Annotated in this window: 14 protein-coding genes; 5 read left to right on the top strand and 9 right to left on the bottom strand. The window is 64.3% G+C overall.

The annotated features are described in order from the left end of the window. Positions 1-32 precede the first annotated feature (32 nt). Positions 33-2,243 carry a PAS domain S-box protein gene (locus ACKTEK_RS02515; protein ID WP_409163663.1) on the bottom strand — a complete coding sequence of 737 codons (2,211 nt, stop codon included), beginning with the start codon at positions 2,241-2,243 and terminating at the stop codon, positions 33-35. 250 nt (positions 2,244-2,493) lie between these two features. On the opposite strand from ACKTEK_RS02515, the gene ACKTEK_RS02510 reads away from it, so the two are divergent. Then, positions 2,494-3,099, top strand: coding sequence for a DUF1638 domain-containing protein (locus tag ACKTEK_RS02510; RefSeq protein WP_409163662.1), 606 nt, complete (start codon positions 2,494-2,496; stop codon positions 3,097-3,099). A gap of 11 nt (positions 3,100-3,110) precedes the next feature. Here ACKTEK_RS02510 and ACKTEK_RS02505 read toward each other — a convergent pair whose 3' ends face one another. From ACKTEK_RS02505 to ACKTEK_RS02485, 5 genes are read right to left on the bottom strand one after another with little or no spacing between them, the layout of a single operon-like run. Next, positions 3,111-4,490 carry an L-serine ammonia-lyase gene (locus ACKTEK_RS02505; protein WP_409163661.1) on the bottom strand — a complete coding sequence of 460 codons (1,380 nt, stop codon included), beginning with the start codon at positions 4,488-4,490 and terminating at the stop codon, positions 3,111-3,113. Between the two features lie 4 nt (positions 4,491-4,494). After that, positions 4,495-5,121, bottom strand: coding sequence for a sarcosine oxidase subunit gamma (locus ACKTEK_RS02500; RefSeq protein ID WP_409163660.1), 627 nt, complete (start codon positions 5,119-5,121; stop codon positions 4,495-4,497). Further along, positions 5,114-8,191 (bottom strand): sarcosine oxidase subunit alpha family protein, encoded by a 3,078-nt coding sequence (locus ACKTEK_RS02495; RefSeq protein ID WP_409163659.1) that lies wholly within the window; start codon positions 8,189-8,191, stop codon positions 5,114-5,116. The genes ACKTEK_RS02500 and ACKTEK_RS02495 overlap by 8 nt, the downstream gene beginning before the upstream one ends. Continuing rightward, positions 8,188-8,661: a sarcosine oxidase subunit delta gene (locus tag ACKTEK_RS02490; protein WP_409163658.1), complete on the bottom strand. Its 474-nt coding sequence runs from the start codon at positions 8,659-8,661 to the stop codon at positions 8,188-8,190. The genes ACKTEK_RS02495 and ACKTEK_RS02490 overlap by 4 nt, the downstream gene beginning before the upstream one ends. Positions 8,662-8,672: 11 nt before the next feature. Beyond that, positions 8,673-9,923, bottom strand: coding sequence for a sarcosine oxidase subunit beta family protein (locus ACKTEK_RS02485; protein WP_409163657.1), 1,251 nt, complete (start codon positions 9,921-9,923; stop codon positions 8,673-8,675). 205 nt (positions 9,924-10,128) lie between these two features. On the opposite strand from ACKTEK_RS02485, the gene ACKTEK_RS02480 reads away from it, so the two are divergent. Beyond that, a complete protein-coding gene (locus ACKTEK_RS02480) occupies positions 10,129-11,145 on the top strand; it encodes a GlxA family transcriptional regulator (protein WP_409163656.1) in 1,017 nt (338 codons plus the stop codon). Between the two features lie 12 nt (positions 11,146-11,157). Here the strand turns inward: ACKTEK_RS02480 and ACKTEK_RS02475 are convergent, their stop codons facing one another. Then, the gene (locus tag ACKTEK_RS02475) at positions 11,158-11,748 is read right to left on the bottom strand and encodes a biotin transporter BioY (RefSeq protein ID WP_409163655.1); all 591 of its coding nucleotides are present in this window, start codon (positions 11,746-11,748) and stop codon (positions 11,158-11,160) included. Between the two features lie 200 nt (positions 11,749-11,948). On the opposite strand from ACKTEK_RS02475, the gene ACKTEK_RS02470 reads away from it, so the two are divergent. Next, entirely contained in the window at positions 11,949-12,929 is a 981-nt protein-coding gene (locus tag ACKTEK_RS02470) for an MBL fold metallo-hydrolase (RefSeq protein WP_409163654.1), read from the top strand. Here ACKTEK_RS02470 and ACKTEK_RS02465 read toward each other — a convergent pair. Then, positions 12,910-13,719 carry a DUF1499 domain-containing protein gene (locus ACKTEK_RS02465; RefSeq protein ID WP_409163653.1) on the bottom strand — a complete coding sequence of 270 codons (810 nt, stop codon included), beginning with the start codon at positions 13,717-13,719 and terminating at the stop codon, positions 12,910-12,912. The two genes, ACKTEK_RS02470 and ACKTEK_RS02465, sit on opposite strands and share 20 nt — an antisense overlap. 58 nt (positions 13,720-13,777) lie before the next feature. Next, positions 13,778-15,406 carry a long-chain-fatty-acid--CoA ligase gene (locus ACKTEK_RS02460; RefSeq protein ID WP_409163652.1) on the bottom strand — a complete coding sequence of 543 codons (1,629 nt, stop codon included), beginning with the start codon at positions 15,404-15,406 and terminating at the stop codon, positions 13,778-13,780. A gap of 207 nt (positions 15,407-15,613) precedes the next feature. Here ACKTEK_RS02460 and ACKTEK_RS02455 point away from each other — a divergent pair, with 207 nt between their 5' ends. After that, complete coding sequence (locus ACKTEK_RS02455; RefSeq protein WP_409163651.1) at positions 15,614-16,999, top strand: aspartate aminotransferase family protein; 1,386 nt, start codon at positions 15,614-15,616, stop codon at positions 16,997-16,999. A 19-nt stretch (positions 17,000-17,018) separates the two neighbouring features. After that, positions 17,019-17,882: a metallophosphoesterase gene (locus tag ACKTEK_RS02450; protein WP_409163650.1), complete on the top strand. Its 864-nt coding sequence runs from the start codon at positions 17,019-17,021 to the stop codon at positions 17,880-17,882. The last annotated feature ends 51 nt before the right edge of the window (positions 17,883-17,933 follow it).

Genomic DNA, 17,933 nt, shown 5'->3' with positions numbered 1-17,933 from the left:
TCCTTGGGTCGTTATCTGGGCGTCGTGGCGCGTCAGGCCGCGACGGAGGCAGCACGCACGCGCTGGGCGGCCGCCTCGATCTGCGTCGTGGAACTGGAGATGCCCTGCAGGCTCTCGGCAATGACGCCGACCACGTCGGAACAGGTCTGCATGTTGCCGGAGATTTCCCGCGTCACGGTGAGCTGCTCGGTGACGGCTGCCGTGATCGAACCAGTGATTTCGCTGATCTGTTCGATGACCCCCTTGATCTGGTCGATCGAGGTCACCGCGTTGTCGGTGGAGGTCTGCATGCCCGCGATCTGCTTGCTGATCTCCTCGGTCGCCTTGGAGGTCTGGCTGGCCAGCCCCTTCACTTCCGATGCGACAACCGCGAATCCGCGACCGGCTTCACCGGCACGTGCCGCCTCGATGGTGGCGTTGAGCGCCAGCAGGTTGGTCTGGTCGGCGACGTTCTGGATGAGTTCGACGACCTGGCCGATGTTCTGGGCGCTGTTGTTCAGACCCGTCATGATCTCGGTGGAGGCGAGCGCATTCTCGACGGCCCGGTTGGAGACTTCCGCTGCCGTGGTGAGCTGACGGTTGATCTCCTCGATCGAGGCGACGAGCTCTTCGGTGGCGGCGGCCGTCGACTGGACGTTGGTGGCGGCGTCGTTGGAGGCATCGACGGCCGAATTGGCCTTGCCCATGGTCTCGGTGACCGACTGGTCGACTTCACCCAGCACCGCCTCGAACTCGACCTGCATGCGTTCGCGCTTCTGGCGCTCCAGCACTTCCTCGGTCGTATCGGTGGCGAACTTGATGACCTTGAAGGGCTTGCCTTCGGAATCGAAGATCGGGTTGTAGGAAGCCTGAATCCAGACGTCCCTGTCCTCGCGGCCCTTGCGGTGGAATTCGCCGGTCTGGAACTGGCCACTGCGCAGTTTTGCCCAGAACTCCTTGTATTCCGGGGACGTCGCTTCAGCCTTGTCGACGAACATGGAGTGGTGGCGCCCGACGATGTCGTCGAGGCGGAAGCCCATCACCTTGCGGAAATTCTCGTTGGCATCGAGAACGACACCGTCGAGATCGAAGTGGATCACGGCCTGCGAGCGGTTGATGGCGTCGATCTGGCCTTCATATTCCGCGTTTCGCTTCTTGCGCTCGGTGATGTCGGTTGCGAACTTGACGACCTTCACCGGCTCGCCGCTGGCGCCGAGGACCGGGTTGTAGGTTGCCTGAATCCAGATGTCGCTGCCGTTGCGGGCAATGCGGCGATATTCGCCGGACTGGAATTCGCCGTCACGCAGCGCCTTCCAGAACATCTTGTATTCGTTGCTCTCGCGCTCCTCGGCGTTCACGAACATGCGGTGATGCTTGCCGACGATATCGTCGAGCGAATAGCCCAGCGTCTTCAGGAAGTTCTCGTTGGCGGTGAGGATCTTGCCTTCCAGGTCGAACTCGATGACCGCCTGCGACCGGCTGATCGCCTTGATCTGCCCCTCGTGCTCGGCGTTCTTCTGCTTCGTCTCGGTGATGTCGGAGGCAAACTTCACGACGCTGACGGGCTTGCCGTCTGCATCCATGACCGGGTTGTAGGAGGCCTGGATCCAGATCTCGTTGCCGTCCTTGCCGATGCGGCGGAACTCGCCCGACTTGAACTCGCCGGCGCGCAGCGATTCCCAGAATGCCTTGTAGGCTTCCGACCGGCGCTCCTTGTCGTCCACGAACATCGAGTGATGCTGGCCGACGATCTCTTCGCGCTTGTAGCCGACGGTTGCAAGGAAGTTGCGATTGGCGTCGAGGATGTTGCCTTCAAGGTCGAAGCGGATCACGGCCTGCGAACGGTCGATTGCCTTCACCTGGCTTTCCACCTCGGCGGAATGCTTCTTCGTCGCGGTCACGTCGGAGGCTATCTTGACCACCTTCACGACCTTGCCGCCCTGCCCCACGACCGGGTTGTAGGAGGCCTGGATCCAGATCTCCTTGCCGCCCTTGCCGACTCGGCGGAATTCGCCGGCCATGAACTCGCCCTCTGCGAGCTTGTTCCAGAAAGCTGCGTATTCCGGATTGGACGCTTCCGCGGGATCGACGAACATGCGGTGGTGCTTGCCGGCAATCTCCTCGAGCTCGTAGCCGAGCGCGTCGAGGAAATTCCGGTTGGCATTCACGATCGTGCCGTCGGGATGAAATTCAATGAGTGCCTGAGAACGCGAAAATGCGTCGAGCGTGGCGGTGGCGTCGGCGTTGCGACCCAATCCGAACATGGCGCTTTCCTTCTGAAATCTGCCGGTAACTGACAAGCCTAAGTATTTATAGGGTTTTCTAATGAACCATTAAGCAAGGCGGGCAAATCGGCCAATTCGAATACCGACTCGATATTTTTTTCTCACGTCGCATAAAAATGCCCTGTGAAACCGCGAAAATATGCCGGCTTGGATATTTTTCGCGGTCGATGAAGCTGCCGAACCGGCCAACAACGCAGAAAAAACCAACAAATTGTGCTATGCGAATACAATGAAACCGAGACCTGAACCGGTGCGCATCATTGCCTGCGGGATGATTGCGCGGGAAACGCTGGCGGTGATGGAGTCCCTGAAGCTCGATCACCTGTCGCTGGCGTGCCTGCCGGCGGACTTCCATCACCACCCGGAACGCATTGCGCCCGCCGTTGACGAGGCGATCACCAAGGCGCGCGCGGACGGCTATGAGCGCATCTTCATCGGCTATGCGGATTGTGGCACCGGGGGCGACCTCGACAAGGTGTGCGAACGCCACGGGGTGGAGCGCATCGCCGGGCCGCACTGCTTCGCGTTCTACCAAGGCATGGAGAAATTCGCCGCGCTCGAGGATCGTGACATGACCGCGTTCTACATGACCGATTTCCTCGCCCGCCAGTTCGAGGCGTTCCTGGTCAAGCCGCTCGGGCTCGACCGGCACCCGGAACTGCGGGAGATGTATTTCGGGAACTACGAGACGCTGGTCTATCTCGCCCAGACGGACGATCCGGACCTGACGGAAAAGGCAAAGGACGCCGCCAAATTCCTCGGGCTTGCCTTCGAACGCAGGCTCACCGGGTATGGCGACCTGACCTCAGCGCTGGCCGTTGCCGCGTCCGTCTGAGGCGGACGCTCTCAACACTCGACGATGTTGACCGCGAGGCCGCCCTGGGCGGTTTCCTTGTACTTGTCCTGCATGTCGCGGCCCGTCTGGTGCATGGTGTGGATCACCTTGTCGAGCGAGACGACGTGGATGCCGTCACCGCGCAGTGCCAGCCGCGAGGCGTTGATCGCCTTCACCGCACCCATGGTGTTGCGCTCGATGCAGGGCACCTGCACCAGCCCGCCGATGGGATCGCAGGTGAGGCCCAGATTGTGCTCCATGCCGATCTCGGCGGCATTCTCGATCTGCTCGTTAGTGCCGCCCATGACGGCGCACAGGCCGGCTGCGGCCATGGAGCAGGCAACGCCCACCTCGCCCTGGCAGCCGACCTCGGCTGCGGAGATCGAAGCGTTCATCTTGTACAGCGAGCCGATGGCGGCCGCCGTCAGCATGAAGGTGACGACGCCCTCGTCGGTCGCGTCTTCCACGAAACGGCGGTAGTAGCGCAGCACGGCGGGGATGATGCCGGCGGCACCGTTGGTCGGTGCGGTGACGACGCGCCCGCCTGCGGCGTTCTCCTCGTTCACGGCGAGCGCGTAGAGGCTGACCCAGTCGAGAATGGTCAGGCCGCCGGACTTGCAGCGTTCGGGCTTGTCCTGAAGCTCGCGGTAGAGCGCGTGGCTGCGGCGGCGCACGTTCAGCCCGCCGGGCAGGATGCCGTCGGTGTGGCAGCCCCGGTCGATGCACTGGTCCATCACGGCGGCGATCTCGAAGATGCCGGTACGGATATCATCGTCGGCGCGCCAGGCACGCTCGTTGGCATACATGATCTCGGCGATGGTCAGTTTTTCCTGCTCGCCGATTTCCAGAAGCTTCTTTGCGGAGCGAAACGGATAGGGAAGCTGGACGTTGCCGGTCGCCGGGGCATCCGCCTCGAACTCCTCCAGCGTCGCGACGAACCCGCCACCGACCGAGAAGAACGTCTGCTCGTGCAGCCGCTCGCCGTCAGCATCGAAGGCCTGGAACCGCATCCCGTTGGAATGCTGGGTCAGGCGGTCGGAGAAGTTGAAGACGAGGTCCGTTTCCTCGTTGAAGTCGATGACATGGGTGCCGCCAAGGTTCAGCGCACCTGTCTCGCGAATGTCGTTCACGAGCACAGGAATGGCATCGGAATCGACCTTCTCCGGCGCGTGCCCTGTCAGGCCGACGAGCACGGCGACATCCGTCGCGTGCCCCTTGCCCGTCAGTGCCAGCGAGCCGAAGAGATCGGTCTTCACCCGCGCGATCCTGCCGGTGAGGTTCAGCGTGTCCAGTTCCTGGGTGAACAGGACCGCTGCCTTCATGGGGCCAACGGTGTGGGAGCTGGATGGCCCCACACCGATCTTGAAGAGATCGAAGAGGCTCGTGACCATCTGCTCAGGCGCTTTCGGTGAATTCGGCCATGGCGTCGAGAAGCCATTCAGCCATGTGGCGTGCGAACGATGCCCGCACGTAGAGGCGGAAGGTTTCCGGCTCGCCGGAGAGCTTTTCCAGGAACAGCTGCGTGTGCGCCATCAGGGTGCCGGCGACACGGCCAACGGGGAACGCATCCGGGTGCAGGTCCAGCCGGCAGCCCTTTTCCAGTACGTCGCGGGCACGGGGACCGGACAGTTCGATGACCGTGCGGTTGCCGGTGAGGTCGACGACCGCCGACGACACCGTCTCCAGCCCGCTTTCCAGCTTTGACAAGAGATCGGAGTCTTCCGCATCGGGCGCAACAACGAGCCATTCATCCGGGCCGAGCCAGAGAATGCTTGTGTCGCCCGCGCTTGACACCGAACAGGCATCCTCGGGCAGCGCCACCCCGGTGGCAGACTTCACCGCCTTGGAAAAGACGCTGTCGCCGGCCTTGCCGCGCAGGCCGATCTGGATCGTGAACGGCTTCTCGGTAATTGCAACGCTCTTGCCGGACGACAGGGCAACCAGCCGGTGGCCCATCGGCTCCAGCGGGCTCAGGCGCACGTCGCGCGCGCGGTGCGCTTCATAGGCGTGGGACTCAGCCATCGCGGCGGGCTCCTTCCTTGTCGTAGAAGACCGGATCGACAATGCGCATGGCAATGGTTCGATCGTTCAACGGCGCGTAGATCGTGTCGCCCATGCGCTCGCGGCCACGCTTGACCACGGCGAGCGCGAAGGACCGGCCCATCGCGTCGGACCAGTAGCTCGACGTGACGTGGCCGAGCATCGGGATCGGCGAACGGCTGCCGCGACCGTAGATCGGCGCGCCGTCGAGGCCGGGCGGATCGAAATGCTTCACGTCCGACAGCTTCACGGCGCTGTCGACCAGCTGCGCGCCTTCGGGCACGACGTAGCTTGAATCCTCCGGCAGCAGGCCGACGAGATGCTTGCGGTCGTCGCGCTCGGTATCGGGGCGGCTCAGCGAGCGCTTGCCGATGAAGTCCGGCTTCTTCTTGGAGACGATCCAGTTCATGCCGAGATCGATCGGGGTCATGGTGCCGTCGGTTTCCTGGCCGACGATGATGAAGCCCTTCTCGGCGCGCAACACGTGCATCGTCTCGGTGCCGTATGGCGTGATGCCGAAATCACGGCCCGCTTCCATCAGCGATTCCCACAGCGCGCGGCCGTGATACCAGGCGACCGAGATTTCGAAGGACAGTTCGCCGGTGAACGATATGCGGAAGATGCGTGCCGGCAGGCCCGCAACCTCGCCCTCGCGGTAGGTCATGAACGGGAAGGTTTCAGGGTCGAGTTCGACATCGGTGAGGCGTTCCAGCGTCGCACGGGCCTTGGGGCCGGAGACGGTGACGGTCGCCCATTGCTCGGTGACAGAGGTCAGGTAGACGTCGAGGTCGGGCCATTCGGTCTGGAGGTAGTCTTCCAGGTTCTGGAACACCGCCGCCGCGCCGCCAGTCGTGGTGGTGGCGAGGAAGCGGTCCTCGGCGATGCGGGTCACGGTGCCGTCGTCATAGACCATGCCGTCTTCCTTCAGCATCAGCCCGTAGCGCACGGAGCCGACCTTCAGGTTCAACATCATGTTGGTGTAGACGCGGTCGAGGAATTCGCCGGCATCCTTGCCGCTGACGTCAATCTTGCCGAGCGTGGAGGCATCCAGCAACGTCACAGCCGTGCGCGCCGCGCGGCACTCGCGCGCCACCGCCTCGTGCATCGTCTCGCCATCCCGCGGGTAGTACCAGGGGCGCTTCCACTGGCCGACATTCTCGAATTCCGCGCCGTGGGACACGTGCCAGTCGTGGATGTTGGTGACGCGCACCGGGTCCAGCATGTCACCGGCATCGCGGCCGGCCAGCGCGCCGAAGGTCACCGGCGTGTAGGGCGGGCGGAACGTGGTGGTGCCGGTCTCCTCGATGGTTCGGCCGGTCAGTTCTGCGAGGATCGCAAGGCCGTTGATGTTGCCAAGCTTGCCCTGGTCGGTGCCAAACCCGGTCAGCGTGTAGCGCTTCATGTGCTCGACATTGTCGAAGCCCTCGCGCACAGCGAGCGCGATGTCGGCAGCGCCGGTGTCGTTCTGGTAGTCGACGAAGAACTTCGCCTTCACGCGGTTGATCGGCTTGCCGCAGGGCAGCAGCCAGGCCGGTTCCACGTTGCCGTTCTCGATGTCGCCGGTCACCTGCACGGGCGCGGGGGCCTCACCCGCCGCGAAGCCGGAGGCAATGGCCGCGTTGCGGCCTGCCGCGATGCCAGCATCCATTGCGGCTGACAGCGCGAAGTCGCCAGCCGACCCGCCGACGCAGGTCACGCCCTTGCGCTCGGCGGCGGGCATGAAGGTCATGCGCTCATTGTCGAAGCGCAGTTTGCCGCCGACGTGGCAGTAAAGATGAACAGCTGCCGAGTAGCCGCCGGAGACGATGAGCCCGTCGCAGTCGATGCGACGTGCCTCGCCGTCGAGAACCGTGCCGTCTTCCTGGACGGGGCCGATCTTCACCGCCTTGATGTGCTTCTTGCCGACGACCTCGGTGACGGTCGCACCGGTGATGACATCGACACCACTCGCCTTCATCTCCGACAGCAGCTCTTCGCCGACCGACTTGCGCGTATCGGCGACCACGACTTCGGCCTTGTTCGCGACGAAGGCGCGGGCAGTCTCGTAGGCCCAGTCATTGTTGGTGATGATGACGGGCTTGACGCAGGGCAGCACGCCGTAGCGGTTCATGTAGGTGAGCGCGGCGCTGGCAAGCATCGTGCCGGGCCGGTCGTTGTCGGCGAAGACGAGCGGGCGCTCGTGCGACCCTGCCGCGACGATCACTTCCTTCGCCCGGATGTGCCAGACGCGCATGCGCGGGTTGGCGACCGAAGACGGCGTCAGGTCGTCGATGCGCTGCTCGATGGCAACAAGATAGTTCTGGTCGTAGAGACCGGCGACGGTCGTCCGCTTGAGCAGGCGAACCGCGTCGTGGCTCTCCAGCTCGCTGACGGTATCGGCGACCCAGTCGGCAGCGGGCTTGCCGTCAATGTCGCGGTCGAGCGTCAGCAGCGATCCGCCGAAGGCGGCCTGCTCGTCGGCAAGGATCACGCGAGCACCGGTCGCGGCGGCTGCACGCGCGGCTGACAGGCCAGCGGCACCGCCGCCAACCACCATCACGTCGCAGTGGACATGCTTGTGATCGTAGACGTCCGGGTCCGGCTCGGTCGGCGCCTTGCCGAAGCCTGCGGCGCGCCGGATCATCGGCTCGGCCACCTTGTCCCAGAACTTCTGGCTCGGCATGAATGTCTTGTAATAGAAGCCCGCCGTCATGAACGGCGAGAGCAGCGAGTTGACCGACCCGACGTCGTTTTCCACCGACGGGAAGACGTTGACGCTGGCAGCCTCCAGCCCCTCGTAGAGCGGGATCTGCGTGGCCTTGATGTTGGGCTCGGTGCGCGCGCCCTTGGCGAGCTGGACCATGGCGTTCGGCTCATCGGAGCCGGCGGTCATGATGCCGCGCGGGCGGTGATACTTCATCGAACGCGCAACGAGGTGCACGCCATTGGCAATCAGGGCCGAGGCGAGCGTGTCGCCTTCAAAGCCGCGATACGACTTGCCGTTGAACTTGAACCAGAGCGGGCGGGACCGATCGATCCGGCCGCCACTGGACAGACGCTTGGAGCCGGTCATTCGCCGCTCTCCTTCTTCGCGGGCGTTGCGCGCTTGCGCGTGGCCGGCTTCTTCGCGGCAGGTTTGCTGGTTGCGCTCTTCTTCGCAGCCGGCTTCTTGGCTGCGGCAGGCTTTGCCGCCGCCTTCGCCGCAGCAGGCTTGCGCTTCGCGGCCGGTTTCTTCTCGGATTTCGCCGGTGCAGCCGCTGCCTGGCTCGGCGCATCGGGCTTCGCGGCGCCGATCTCGTAGACCGCGTAAATCTCGTGGCTGGCGGTGTTGCGCAGCACGTTGAAGAAGCGGCGGCAGCCGTGGGTGTGGACCCAGCGTTCGCGGAAGGCGCCCTTGGCGTTTTCACGCATGAACAGGAACTGCGCCCATTCCTCGTCGCTCAGCGCCTGCGGGTTTTCGGGCCGCGCGATGTGCGCTTCGCCGCCATAGGAAAATTCGGTCTCGGGCCGTTCCCCGCAATAGGGGCATTGGATCAGAAACATATCTCGTCCCCCTAGTGCGCGACGCCGGCCGCGCCGTGCTCGTCAACGAGAGCGCCGGACACGAAACGGTCGAGGTTGAAGGCTGCGTTCAGCGGATGCGGTTCGCCCTTGGCGAGCGTGTAGGCGAAAACCCAGCCGGAACCGGGCGTTGCCTTGAAGCCGCCGGTGCCCCAGCCGCAATTGATGAAGAAGTTCTCCACCGGCGTCCTGGAGATGATCGCCGAGGCGTCCGGCGTCGTGTCCACGATGCCGCCCCAGGAGCGCATCATGCGCAGGCGCGAGAAAATCGGAAACAGTTCGCAAAGCGCGCCCATCTGGCCTTCGATGATGTGGAAGGAGCCGCGCTGGGCGTAGGAATTGTAGGCGTCGATGCCCGCGCCGATGACCAGCTCGCCCTTGTCGGACTGGCTGACATAGACGTGCACCGCGTTCGACATGACGACGCAAGGATGCACCGGCTTGATCGGCTCGGAGACCAGCGCCTGCAGCGGGTGGCTCGTCAGCGGCACGCGGAAACCGGCCATGTCGCAAATGACCGACGTGTGGCCCGCCGCGACCGACCCGACCTTCTTGGCACCGATGAAGCCCTTGGTCGTCTCGACGCCGATAATGCGGCCGTTCTCCGTCCGCAGGCCGGTGACTTCGCAGTTCTGGATGATGTCGACACCGCGATCGTCCGCGCCGCGGGCAAAGCCCCAGGCGACCGCATCGTGGCGGGCGACACCGGCGCGCTTCTGCAGCGTTGCGCCCATGACCGGGTAGCGCGCGTCCTTGGAGATATCGATGATCGGGCAGAAGGCCTTCACCTCGTCCGGCTCCAGCCACTCCGCGTCAACGCCGTTCAGCTTGTTCGCGTAGACGCGGCGCCTGGATTCGCGAACGTCATGCAGGTTGTGCGCGAGGTTCATCACGCCGCGCTGGCTCATCATGATGTTGTAGTTGAGGTCCTGCGACAGGCGCTCGAAGAGCTGCAGCGACTTTTCATACAGATGCGCGCTCTCGTCGAACAGGTAGTTGGAGCGCACGATGGTCGTGTTGCGCCCGGTGTTGCCGCCACCGATCCAGCCCTTTTCCAGCACCGCAACGTTGGTGATGCCGTGCTCCTTGGCGAGATAGTAGGCCGTGGCAAGGCCATGTCCGCCGCCGCCGATGATGACGACGTCGTATTCCGGCTTCGGCTGCGGACTGCGCCACTGGCGCGGCCAGTCCTCGTGATGGCTGAACGCGTTGCGCGCCAGCGAAAATGCGGAAAATCGTTTCATCGGATGCCTGACAATGCCTCCCCTCGCACTGACCGTGCGGTGCCATTCGGGCCGTCTGCGATACTCTCGCCAATCCCGCAAATTGCGCGTAGGATCAAACGGACATCGTAATCGTACATAAGCGACATTGCGTCGCTGACGACCCGAAAGCGCAGCCTAGAGGCAGAGTTTGACGGAAATTCAGCAGTCAAGAGTCGACAAGTCTGTGCAGTCTCCCCGCGAGCTGTCGGTCGGCTTTCTCTTGCTGAGCAATTTCACGCTGACCCCCTTCGCGACCTTCATCGACGCCCTGCGGCTGGCCGCCGACGAGGCCGACCTCTCACGCCCCATCCGTTGCAGCTGGTCGGTGCTGTCCTCCCAGCGCCGGGCGATGCGGGCTAGCTGCGGCATCGAGATCTACCCGGAAGAAGGCCTCGGCGACCCGGCCCGCTTCGACTATATCGTCGTCGTGGGCGGATTGCTGCACAAGGGCGAGCAGGCGGATTCCGCGACGCTGGAATTCCTGCGGGATGCGGCCCGCAAGAACGTCACGGTCGTCGGGCTTTGCACTGCCGTGATGACGCTCATCCGCGCCGGCATCATGACCGGCCACCGCTGCTGCGTCAGCTGGTTCCACTACCAGGACCTTGTCGAGGAATTTCCGGAAATCACCGCCATCGCCGACCAGGTCTTCGTGGTCGATCGGCGGCGCATCACGTGTGCGGGCGGGGCCGGTGCGCTCGATGTCGCGGCCTGGATCATCGAGAAGCACTTCGGGCGCGCGATGGCCCAGAAGTGCCTGCACATCCTGCTGGTGGACCAGGCGCGCCCGCCCAACGCCGCCCAGCCGCATCCGCCGGGTTCGGAACACGTGCGCGACCCGCGCGTGCGCCGCGCGATCCTGATGATGGAGCAGACCATGGCCTCGCCCGTCACCATGCGGGAACTGGCCAACCGGCTGAATATCACCACCCGGCATCTTGAGCGGCTGTTTCAATCCGAGGTTGGTGTGTCGCCGCAGGAATATTACCGGCTGCACCGGCTGCGCTTCGGGCGCTTCCTGTTGCTGACAACGGAACGGCGCATCAGCGACATCGCGCTGGAATGCGGGTTCTCGGATGCCTCGCACTTCACGCGCGCCTTCCGCGACACGTTCGATGCGACCCCGAGCAGCGTGCGCGGGTCCAACGACCCCGAGCACTCGGTGGAGATAGACGCCCGCATCTCGCAGACGTCCGCCTGAATTCACGAAAGACTACTTGCGAACGACGCGTGCGATGCCCGCCGTCAGGCAGGCTGCCAGCGCGACCTTGGTGAGATCACCCAGCACGAACGGGTACAGGCCCCAATCGAGGATCGGCTTGTCCCAGCCAAACAGCGTGCCGAGCCACAACAGGCCGAGCGCGAACATCACCGCGACGGAGGCGAGCATCGCACCGCCGACGAGGAACACGTTGCGCGTGCCGATGCGCTCCACCAGCCAGCCGGTCATCACGGCGGCAACGAGGAAGCCGAGCAGGTAACCGCCCGTCGGGCCCATCATGTAGGCAATGCCGATGCCCTTTTCCGGAGTGCCGGTGAAGACCGGCATGCCCATCGCGCCCTGCGCGAGGTAGAGCGCGACAGTCGCGCCGCCGAGACGCCAGCCATAGGCGGCGCCGATGAGCAGGACGACCATGCCCTGCAGCGTCATCTCGACGGGATAGAACGGCACCTTGATCTTGGCTGAGATCCACAGCGCCAGCGCGCCGAGGACGGCGAGCGCCACGTTCTGGACGATGGCGGCGGAACCTTCGCGCGCGCCGAAGACGCGGGTGGCGAGGGTGGGTGCGGAACCGGTGATCATGGGACGTGTCTCCACTTGAAGCGGTCGGGAAGTTCGATTGGCGCTAGTTATCGCGATAGCGAAGCCATGCGCAAGCACGAAGGGCTCCGCCTTGCGTCGCACGCCCAATGCGCATGGCAGGGTCGATTGGACGACGTTTGCGGAACTTGCCATAAGCCGGAGATGGTCCGGAACGCGGGCTTTTGGCGAGGGAGCAAGGCTTGGCCAACGATCAAGACAAGACCAGTGCGGGCGCGAGCAGCAAGCCGAAAGGCTCGCCGCGCTTCGACCTCGCCTTCCAGCCGGAATACGGGACAACCGTGCCGGTGGCGACCGACGTTTTGCGAATCGTCTGCGAAAACCCCTCCCCCTTCACCTTCAAGGGAACCGGCACGTTCATCGTGACCGGCGGTCCGGGCAGCCGCGAGGCCGCCGTCATCGATCCCGGCCCCATCGACGAGAAGCATCTCGGCGCGATTCTTGGCGCGCTCGACGGCTACACGCTGACGCACATCCTCGTCACGCACACCCACCACGACCATTCGCCGCTGGCGCAGGCCCTGAAGGAAGCGACGGGCGCGCCGATCACCGGTTGCGCCGCGTGGTCGCCCCGCCAGAGCGCAGGCGGCGAGGTGAAGCGCGGTCTGGATGCGGCCAACGACGCGGACTATACGCCGGACGAAACCATGAGCGACGGCGACACCATCGGCATCGGTGGGCGCGTCCTCACGGCCATCGCCACGCCGGGGCACGCCGCCAACCACCTCGCCTTCTCGCTCGATGACGAGGTGCTGTTTCCCGGCGACCACGTGATGGGCTGGTCGACGACCGTCATCGCGCCGCCGGACGGGCACATGCGCTCCTACATGGAGTCGCTGGAGAAGATCCTGGCGCGCGAGGAGGCCCACTACCTGCCCTCGCATGGCGGAGAGATCCGCAACCCGCACCGCTACGTGCGCGGCCTCATCACCCACCGCAAGCAGCGCGAGACGCAGATCGTCAAGCGGCTGAAGGAGGGCGACACGACGATTTCCCAGATGGTGCCGAAGCTCTACCCCGAACTCGACGCCAAGCTTCACTTCGCGGCCGCGCTCTCAGTTCGCGCCCATATCGACGACCTGATCGAGCGCGGCATCGCCGAGCGCATCGACGGCGACGACGCCTACCGGCTGGTCCAGGGATTTAAGCGCCGGGAACGCTGAGGCGGGTCGCAAGCTCGGTGAGGAAATTGTCGATCAGCTTGGCGTTGTAGCCAAGGTCATGCTTGCCGAAGCGCGAGCGCGCGCGCATGTCGATCACCGTGTTGTCGCCCTCGTAGGAAATCCGGATCGAGACATCGTTGGGAAAGCCGAAGACCGGCGAATGAACCAGCGCCTCGACGCCGCCGCTCAACCCGTCCTGCGGCGCGTGCGAATCCAGCACCAGCCAGTCCATGCTCTCGACGATATCGAGCACGACCTCGTAGACGTTCGGTGGCGGCACGACCGCGCGCAGCGGCACGATCTGCGGATAGGCGATGCGCTGAACGGCGACGAGTTCCTCGTTGTAGCGAACGGGATTTGACAAAGCCGGGCGCTGCGCCTGCGCCGCCGGCATGGCGGGCGGGTCGCGCGGGTCGGTCGTCACGTCGGTGATCATCGGCTTGTCGATATAGGCAACGCCGGCCCAGGCCGGCAGCGCCAGCACGCAGAGCGCGTAGATGACGCCGACGCCGGCATCGCCAAGGCCCCGCCAGCCGTAGCTCCACACCGTGACGATGGTCGCGATCGCCATGGCAAGCGCCAGCAACGCAAGGATGGTCGCAAGGCCGATCGAGCCGATCAGCGTCGGCGTGTCGAGGTGGCCGAAGCGGTGCATCAGCCCTGCGATGATGACGACGGGAATCGACAGCGCACCGAGCCGGCGCGCCCAGATGCCGGCTGCCGACACGCGGCCCGCGTCGTGCTCGATGGCACGACGGTCCATGATGTCGATGATCGTCTCGTCGCTCATGCCGCTCTAGCAGTCAAACGCCTGCAACCCCGGAACGCCGAACGGCCAGTCGCCAAGCCTAGTCTTGCGGAAAGGCGTAGTCGCGGAACTGATCGCGTAGCGTGGTCTTCTGAATTTTCCCCGTTGCGGTGTGCGGTATTTCATCCACGAAAGCAACCGCATCCGGCAGCCACCACTTGGCGACCTTGCCGCGCATGAAATCGATGATCGCGTCGCCGGAGACATCCTTGCCCTCCTTGGCGACGATCACCAGCAGCGGCCGCTCGTCCCACTTGGGATGGGCGATGCCGATGACGGCGGCTTCCGCAACGTCCGGATGGCCGACCGCGATGTTTTCAAGGTCGATGGAGGAAATCCACTCGCCGCCGGACTTGATGACGTCCTTGGAGCGGTCGGTGATGCGCATGTAGCCCTCGGCGTCCATGGTGGCGACGTCGGAGGTGTCGAAGTAGCCATCGGCATCGAGGATCTCGCCGCCCTCGCCCTTGAAGTAGGAGGAGGTGACGGCCGGTCCGCGCACCTTGAGCCGGCCGTATGTCTTGTCGTCCCACGGCTGCGGGTTGCCGGCATCGTCGGTGATCTTCATTTCCACCGTGAAGGGCGGGTGGCCCTGCTTTTCCTGTATGTCGAGCAGTACATCACCGGTCAGCCCCGCATAGGCGGGTTTCAGCGTGCACAGCGAACCGAGCGGGCTCATCTCCGTCATGCCCCAGGCATGGATGACCTCGACGCCGTAATTGTCCTGGAATTTCCTGGTCATGGAACGCGGGCAGGCCGAACCGCCGATCACCACCTTCTTCAACGTCGAGAGTTTCGCGCCGGTTTCCTCAAGGTGCTGGAGCAGCATCAGCCAGACGGTCGGCACGGCGGCGGTGAAGGTCACCCCTTCGCTTTCCAGAAGCTCGTGGATGGCGGGGCCATCCATCCGCGCGCCCGGCATCACGCATTTCGCGCCGACCATGGGCGTGGAAAATGCGAGCGACCAGCCGTTGGCATGGAACATCGGGACGACCGGCATCACCACATCGCGACTGGAAATGCCCATCATGTCCATCTGCACCGCAGCCATGGAATGCAGCACGTTGGAGCGGTGAGTGTAGACGACGCCCTTCGGGTTGCCGGTGGTGCCGGAGGTGTAGCACATCCCGGCGGCGGCTTTTTCGTCAACCTCCTTCCAGGCGTAGTCGCCGGTGAATTCGGCGATCCAGCCCTCGTAGGCGACGGCGTTCTTCAGGCTCGTTTCGGGCATGTGCTCGCCATCGGTCAGGATGACGAAGCGCTCGATGGTCGTCAGCTTGTTGGCGATCTTTTCCAGCAGCGGCAGGAAGGTAAGATCGGCAAACATCACGCGGTCTTCGGCGTGGTTCACGATGTAGATGATCTGGTCGGGGAACAGGCGCGGATTGACCGTGTGGTAGACCGCGCCGCAGCCGACGATCCCGTACCAGACCTCCAGATGCCGCCAGGTGTTCCAGGCGAGCGTCCCGACGCGGTCACCGGGCTTGATGCCGTGGGCTTCCAGTGCCTGCGCGGTGCGCATCGCGTTGCGGCGGGCCTGCGAATAGGTGGTGCGATGGATGGCGCCTTCCACGGACCGGGTGACGATCTCGCGGCTGCCATGAAACGTGGCGGCGTGGTCGATGATCCGGTGACAGCGCAGCGGCCAGTCCTGCATCAGCCCGAGCATGATGTTTTCCCTCATCCCTTGGCCGGGACTTTTGCGTCCCGTCGGGCCCGCTTTGGCGCAGGCTCCGTTCTTGTTTCCAGGGAGAAAGATTCGCACGCCCGGCGCGCATTGCAAGCGCCTGTTGGGAGCCATGCGCAAAGGCGCTTTCGTTTTTGCGCGCGCCAGCCTACGAATCGATGAAACCACGGCCAAAAACGGGAGCCTTCCATGCCGCAGCTGTCCAACCTGGCGATGCGCGATATCGAGACCGTCCTCCACCCCTACACAAACCTTGCCACGCACCGCGAAACCGGGCCGCTGTCGCTGGAGCGCGCGGAGGGCGTTCGGGTCTACGATTCAAGCGGCAAGAGCTACATCGAGGGCATGGCGGGGCTTTGGTGCACGTCGCTTGGCTACGGCAACGAAGAACTGATCGAGGCGGCGAGCGATCAGATGCGCAAGCTGTCCTTCACGCACATCTTCGGCGGCAAGAGCCATGACCCGGCGATCGCGCTGGCGGAAAAGCTCAAGGAGATTTCGCCGGTTCCGGTCTCCAAGGTGTTCTTCGTCGGCTCGGGTTCGGAAGCCAACGACACGCAGGTGAAGTTCGTCTGGTACATGAACAACGCCCTCGGCCGCCCGGCCAAGAAGAAGATCATCTCGCGCAAGCGCGGCTACCACGGCGTGACGATCGCCTCGGCAAGCCTCACCGGCCTGCCCGCGAACCACACCGATTTCGACCTGCCGATTGCCAACATCATGCACACGTCCTGCCCGCACTACTATCGCGAGGGCCACGAGGGCGAGAGCGAGGACGAATTCGCGACCCGCATGGCGAGCGAGCTGGAGGAGATGATCACCCGGGAGGGGCCGGATACGGTCGCCGCCTTCATCGCCGAGCCGGTGATGGGTGCGGGCGGCGTCATCGTTCCCCCCGAGACCTATTTCGCAAAGATCCAGGCGGTGCTCGACAAATACGACGTGATGATGATCGCCGACGAGGTGATCTGCGGCTTCGGGCGCACCGGCGAGATGTTCGGCACGCAGACCTTCGGCATGAAGCCGGACACCATCTCCGTCGCCAAGGCGCTGTCGTCGGCCTACCAGCCCATCGGCGCGGTGATGATCAGCGACGAGATGTACGAGGCGATGGTGGAAGCCAGCCGCAAGATCGGCATTTTCGGCCACGGCTTCACCTATTCCGCGCACCCGGTCGCTTCCGCCGTGGCGCTCAAGACGCTGGAAATCTACGAGCGCGACAACATCGTCGGCATCGCAAGGGCGCGCACCCCGCAGTTCCAGAACCGCCTGAACAAACTCGCCGACCATCCATTGGTGGGCCAGGCGCGCGGCGTCGGACTGATCGGCGCCATCGAGATCGTCAGCGACAAGGAGAGCCGCAAGCAGTTCGATCCGAAGGCCGGCGTCGCCGCCAGGATCGTGAAGTTCTGCGAGGAAGACGGCCTCATCCTCCGCAACCTATACGGGGATTGCGTCGCACTTTGTCCGCCGATCATCATTGACGAAGCGGATACGGACGAGATGTTCGACATTCTCGAGCGCGCGCTCGACAAGGCACAGGCCGTGGTGGAACACGAGGGCCTGCGCACCTGAACCAGGAGCAGGATTTCTCATGATCGGCACCATTGTCGGACTTGCCGCGGCCGGGGTCGTCGGTGCCACGGGATACGCGTTCCTGGTCGAGCCGGGGATCCGGCTGGTCGTGCGCAAGGACACCTTCTCCGTGCCGCGCTGGCCCACCTCCCACGGCGAACTGACCATCGCCGTGCTCACCGACTTCCACATCTGCGACCCGTGGATGTCGGTGTCGCGGCTGAAGCGAATCGTGAAGCGCACCAACGCGCTGGGTGCCGACATCATCCTGCTGCTGGGCGATTACGAGCCGTGCTACCTGCCGCGGCTTTCGAAGCGCATCGCGCCGGAAAAGTGGATCCACGCGCTGGATGAGCTTTCCGCGCCGCTCGGCGTCCACACGATCATGGGCAACCACGACTGGTGGGACTACCCCGAAGACGTGCGACAGGCGCTGCTCTCCTCCAATATCAATCTGCTGGAAAATGACGCCGTGAAAATCGAGCGCGACGGCGGCGACTTCTGGGTCGGCGGTCTTGCCAGCATGGATGTGAGCAGCGAGGGCGAGTTCGCCAGCGTGCGCGAGGACGATCTGCCCGCCACGATGGCGAAGATCACCGACGAGGATCCCATCATCATGATGGTTCACGAGCCGGACATCTTCCCGGAGGTCGAACCGCGAATCGCGCTGACGCTCGCCGGTCACACCCACGGCGGCCAAGTGAGACTCCCGATCATCGGCAACCCGATGCTGCCGCGCCGCTACCGCGAGAAATACGGCTACGGGACGGTGGTGGAGGATGAGCGCCACATGCTGGTTTCTGGCGGCCTCGGGTGCACCTATCTGCCGCTTCGACTCGGTGTCCCGCCGGAGATCAACCTGGTGACCGTGACCGCCGCCTGACATATTCAGAACCAGATATGCGTATGCGCATTGGCCTCATGTCACAAATTC

Source organism: Tepidamorphus sp. 3E244, assembly GCF_046159835.1.
Taxonomy (GTDB): domain Bacteria; phylum Pseudomonadota; class Alphaproteobacteria; order Rhizobiales; family Tepidamorphaceae; genus JACKJK01.
This window is presented reverse-complemented; position numbering and strand designations above follow the sequence as displayed.

What these genes read in the sequence shown, in the direction of transcription:
- ACKTEK_RS02515 (WP_409163663.1), bottom strand. Translation starts at nt 2,243, where the DNA reads ATGTTCGGATTGGGTCGCAACGCCGACGCCACCGCCACGCTCGACGCA.
- ACKTEK_RS02510 (WP_409163662.1), top strand. Translation starts at nt 2,494, where the DNA reads ATGAAACCGAGACCTGAACCGGTGCGCATCATTGCCTGCGGGATGATT.
- ACKTEK_RS02505 (WP_409163661.1), bottom strand. Translation starts at nt 4,490, where the DNA reads ATGGTCACGAGCCTCTTCGATCTCTTCAAGATCGGTGTGGGGCCATCC.
- ACKTEK_RS02500 (WP_409163660.1), bottom strand. Translation starts at nt 5,121, where the DNA reads ATGGCTGAGTCCCACGCCTATGAAGCGCACCGCGCGCGCGACGTGCGC.
- ACKTEK_RS02495 (WP_409163659.1), bottom strand. Translation starts at nt 8,191, where the DNA reads ATGACCGGCTCCAAGCGTCTGTCCAGTGGCGGCCGGATCGATCGGTCC.
- ACKTEK_RS02490 (WP_409163658.1), bottom strand. Translation starts at nt 8,661, where the DNA reads ATGTTTCTGATCCAATGCCCCTATTGCGGGGAACGGCCCGAGACCGAA.
- ACKTEK_RS02485 (WP_409163657.1), bottom strand. Translation starts at nt 9,923, where the DNA reads ATGAAACGATTTTCCGCATTTTCGCTGGCGCGCAACGCGTTCAGCCAT.
- ACKTEK_RS02475 (WP_409163655.1), bottom strand. Translation starts at nt 11,748, where the DNA reads ATGATCACCGGTTCCGCACCCACCCTCGCCACCCGCGTCTTCGGCGCG.
- ACKTEK_RS02465 (WP_409163653.1), bottom strand. Translation starts at nt 13,719, where the DNA reads ATGAGCGACGAGACGATCATCGACATCATGGACCGTCGTGCCATCGAG.
- ACKTEK_RS02460 (WP_409163652.1), bottom strand. Translation starts at nt 15,406, where the DNA reads ATGCTCGGGCTGATGCAGGACTGGCCGCTGCGCTGTCACCGGATCATC.
- ACKTEK_RS02455 (WP_409163651.1), top strand. Translation starts at nt 15,614, where the DNA reads ATGCCGCAGCTGTCCAACCTGGCGATGCGCGATATCGAGACCGTCCTC.
- ACKTEK_RS02450 (WP_409163650.1), top strand. Translation starts at nt 17,019, where the DNA reads ATGATCGGCACCATTGTCGGACTTGCCGCGGCCGGGGTCGTCGGTGCC.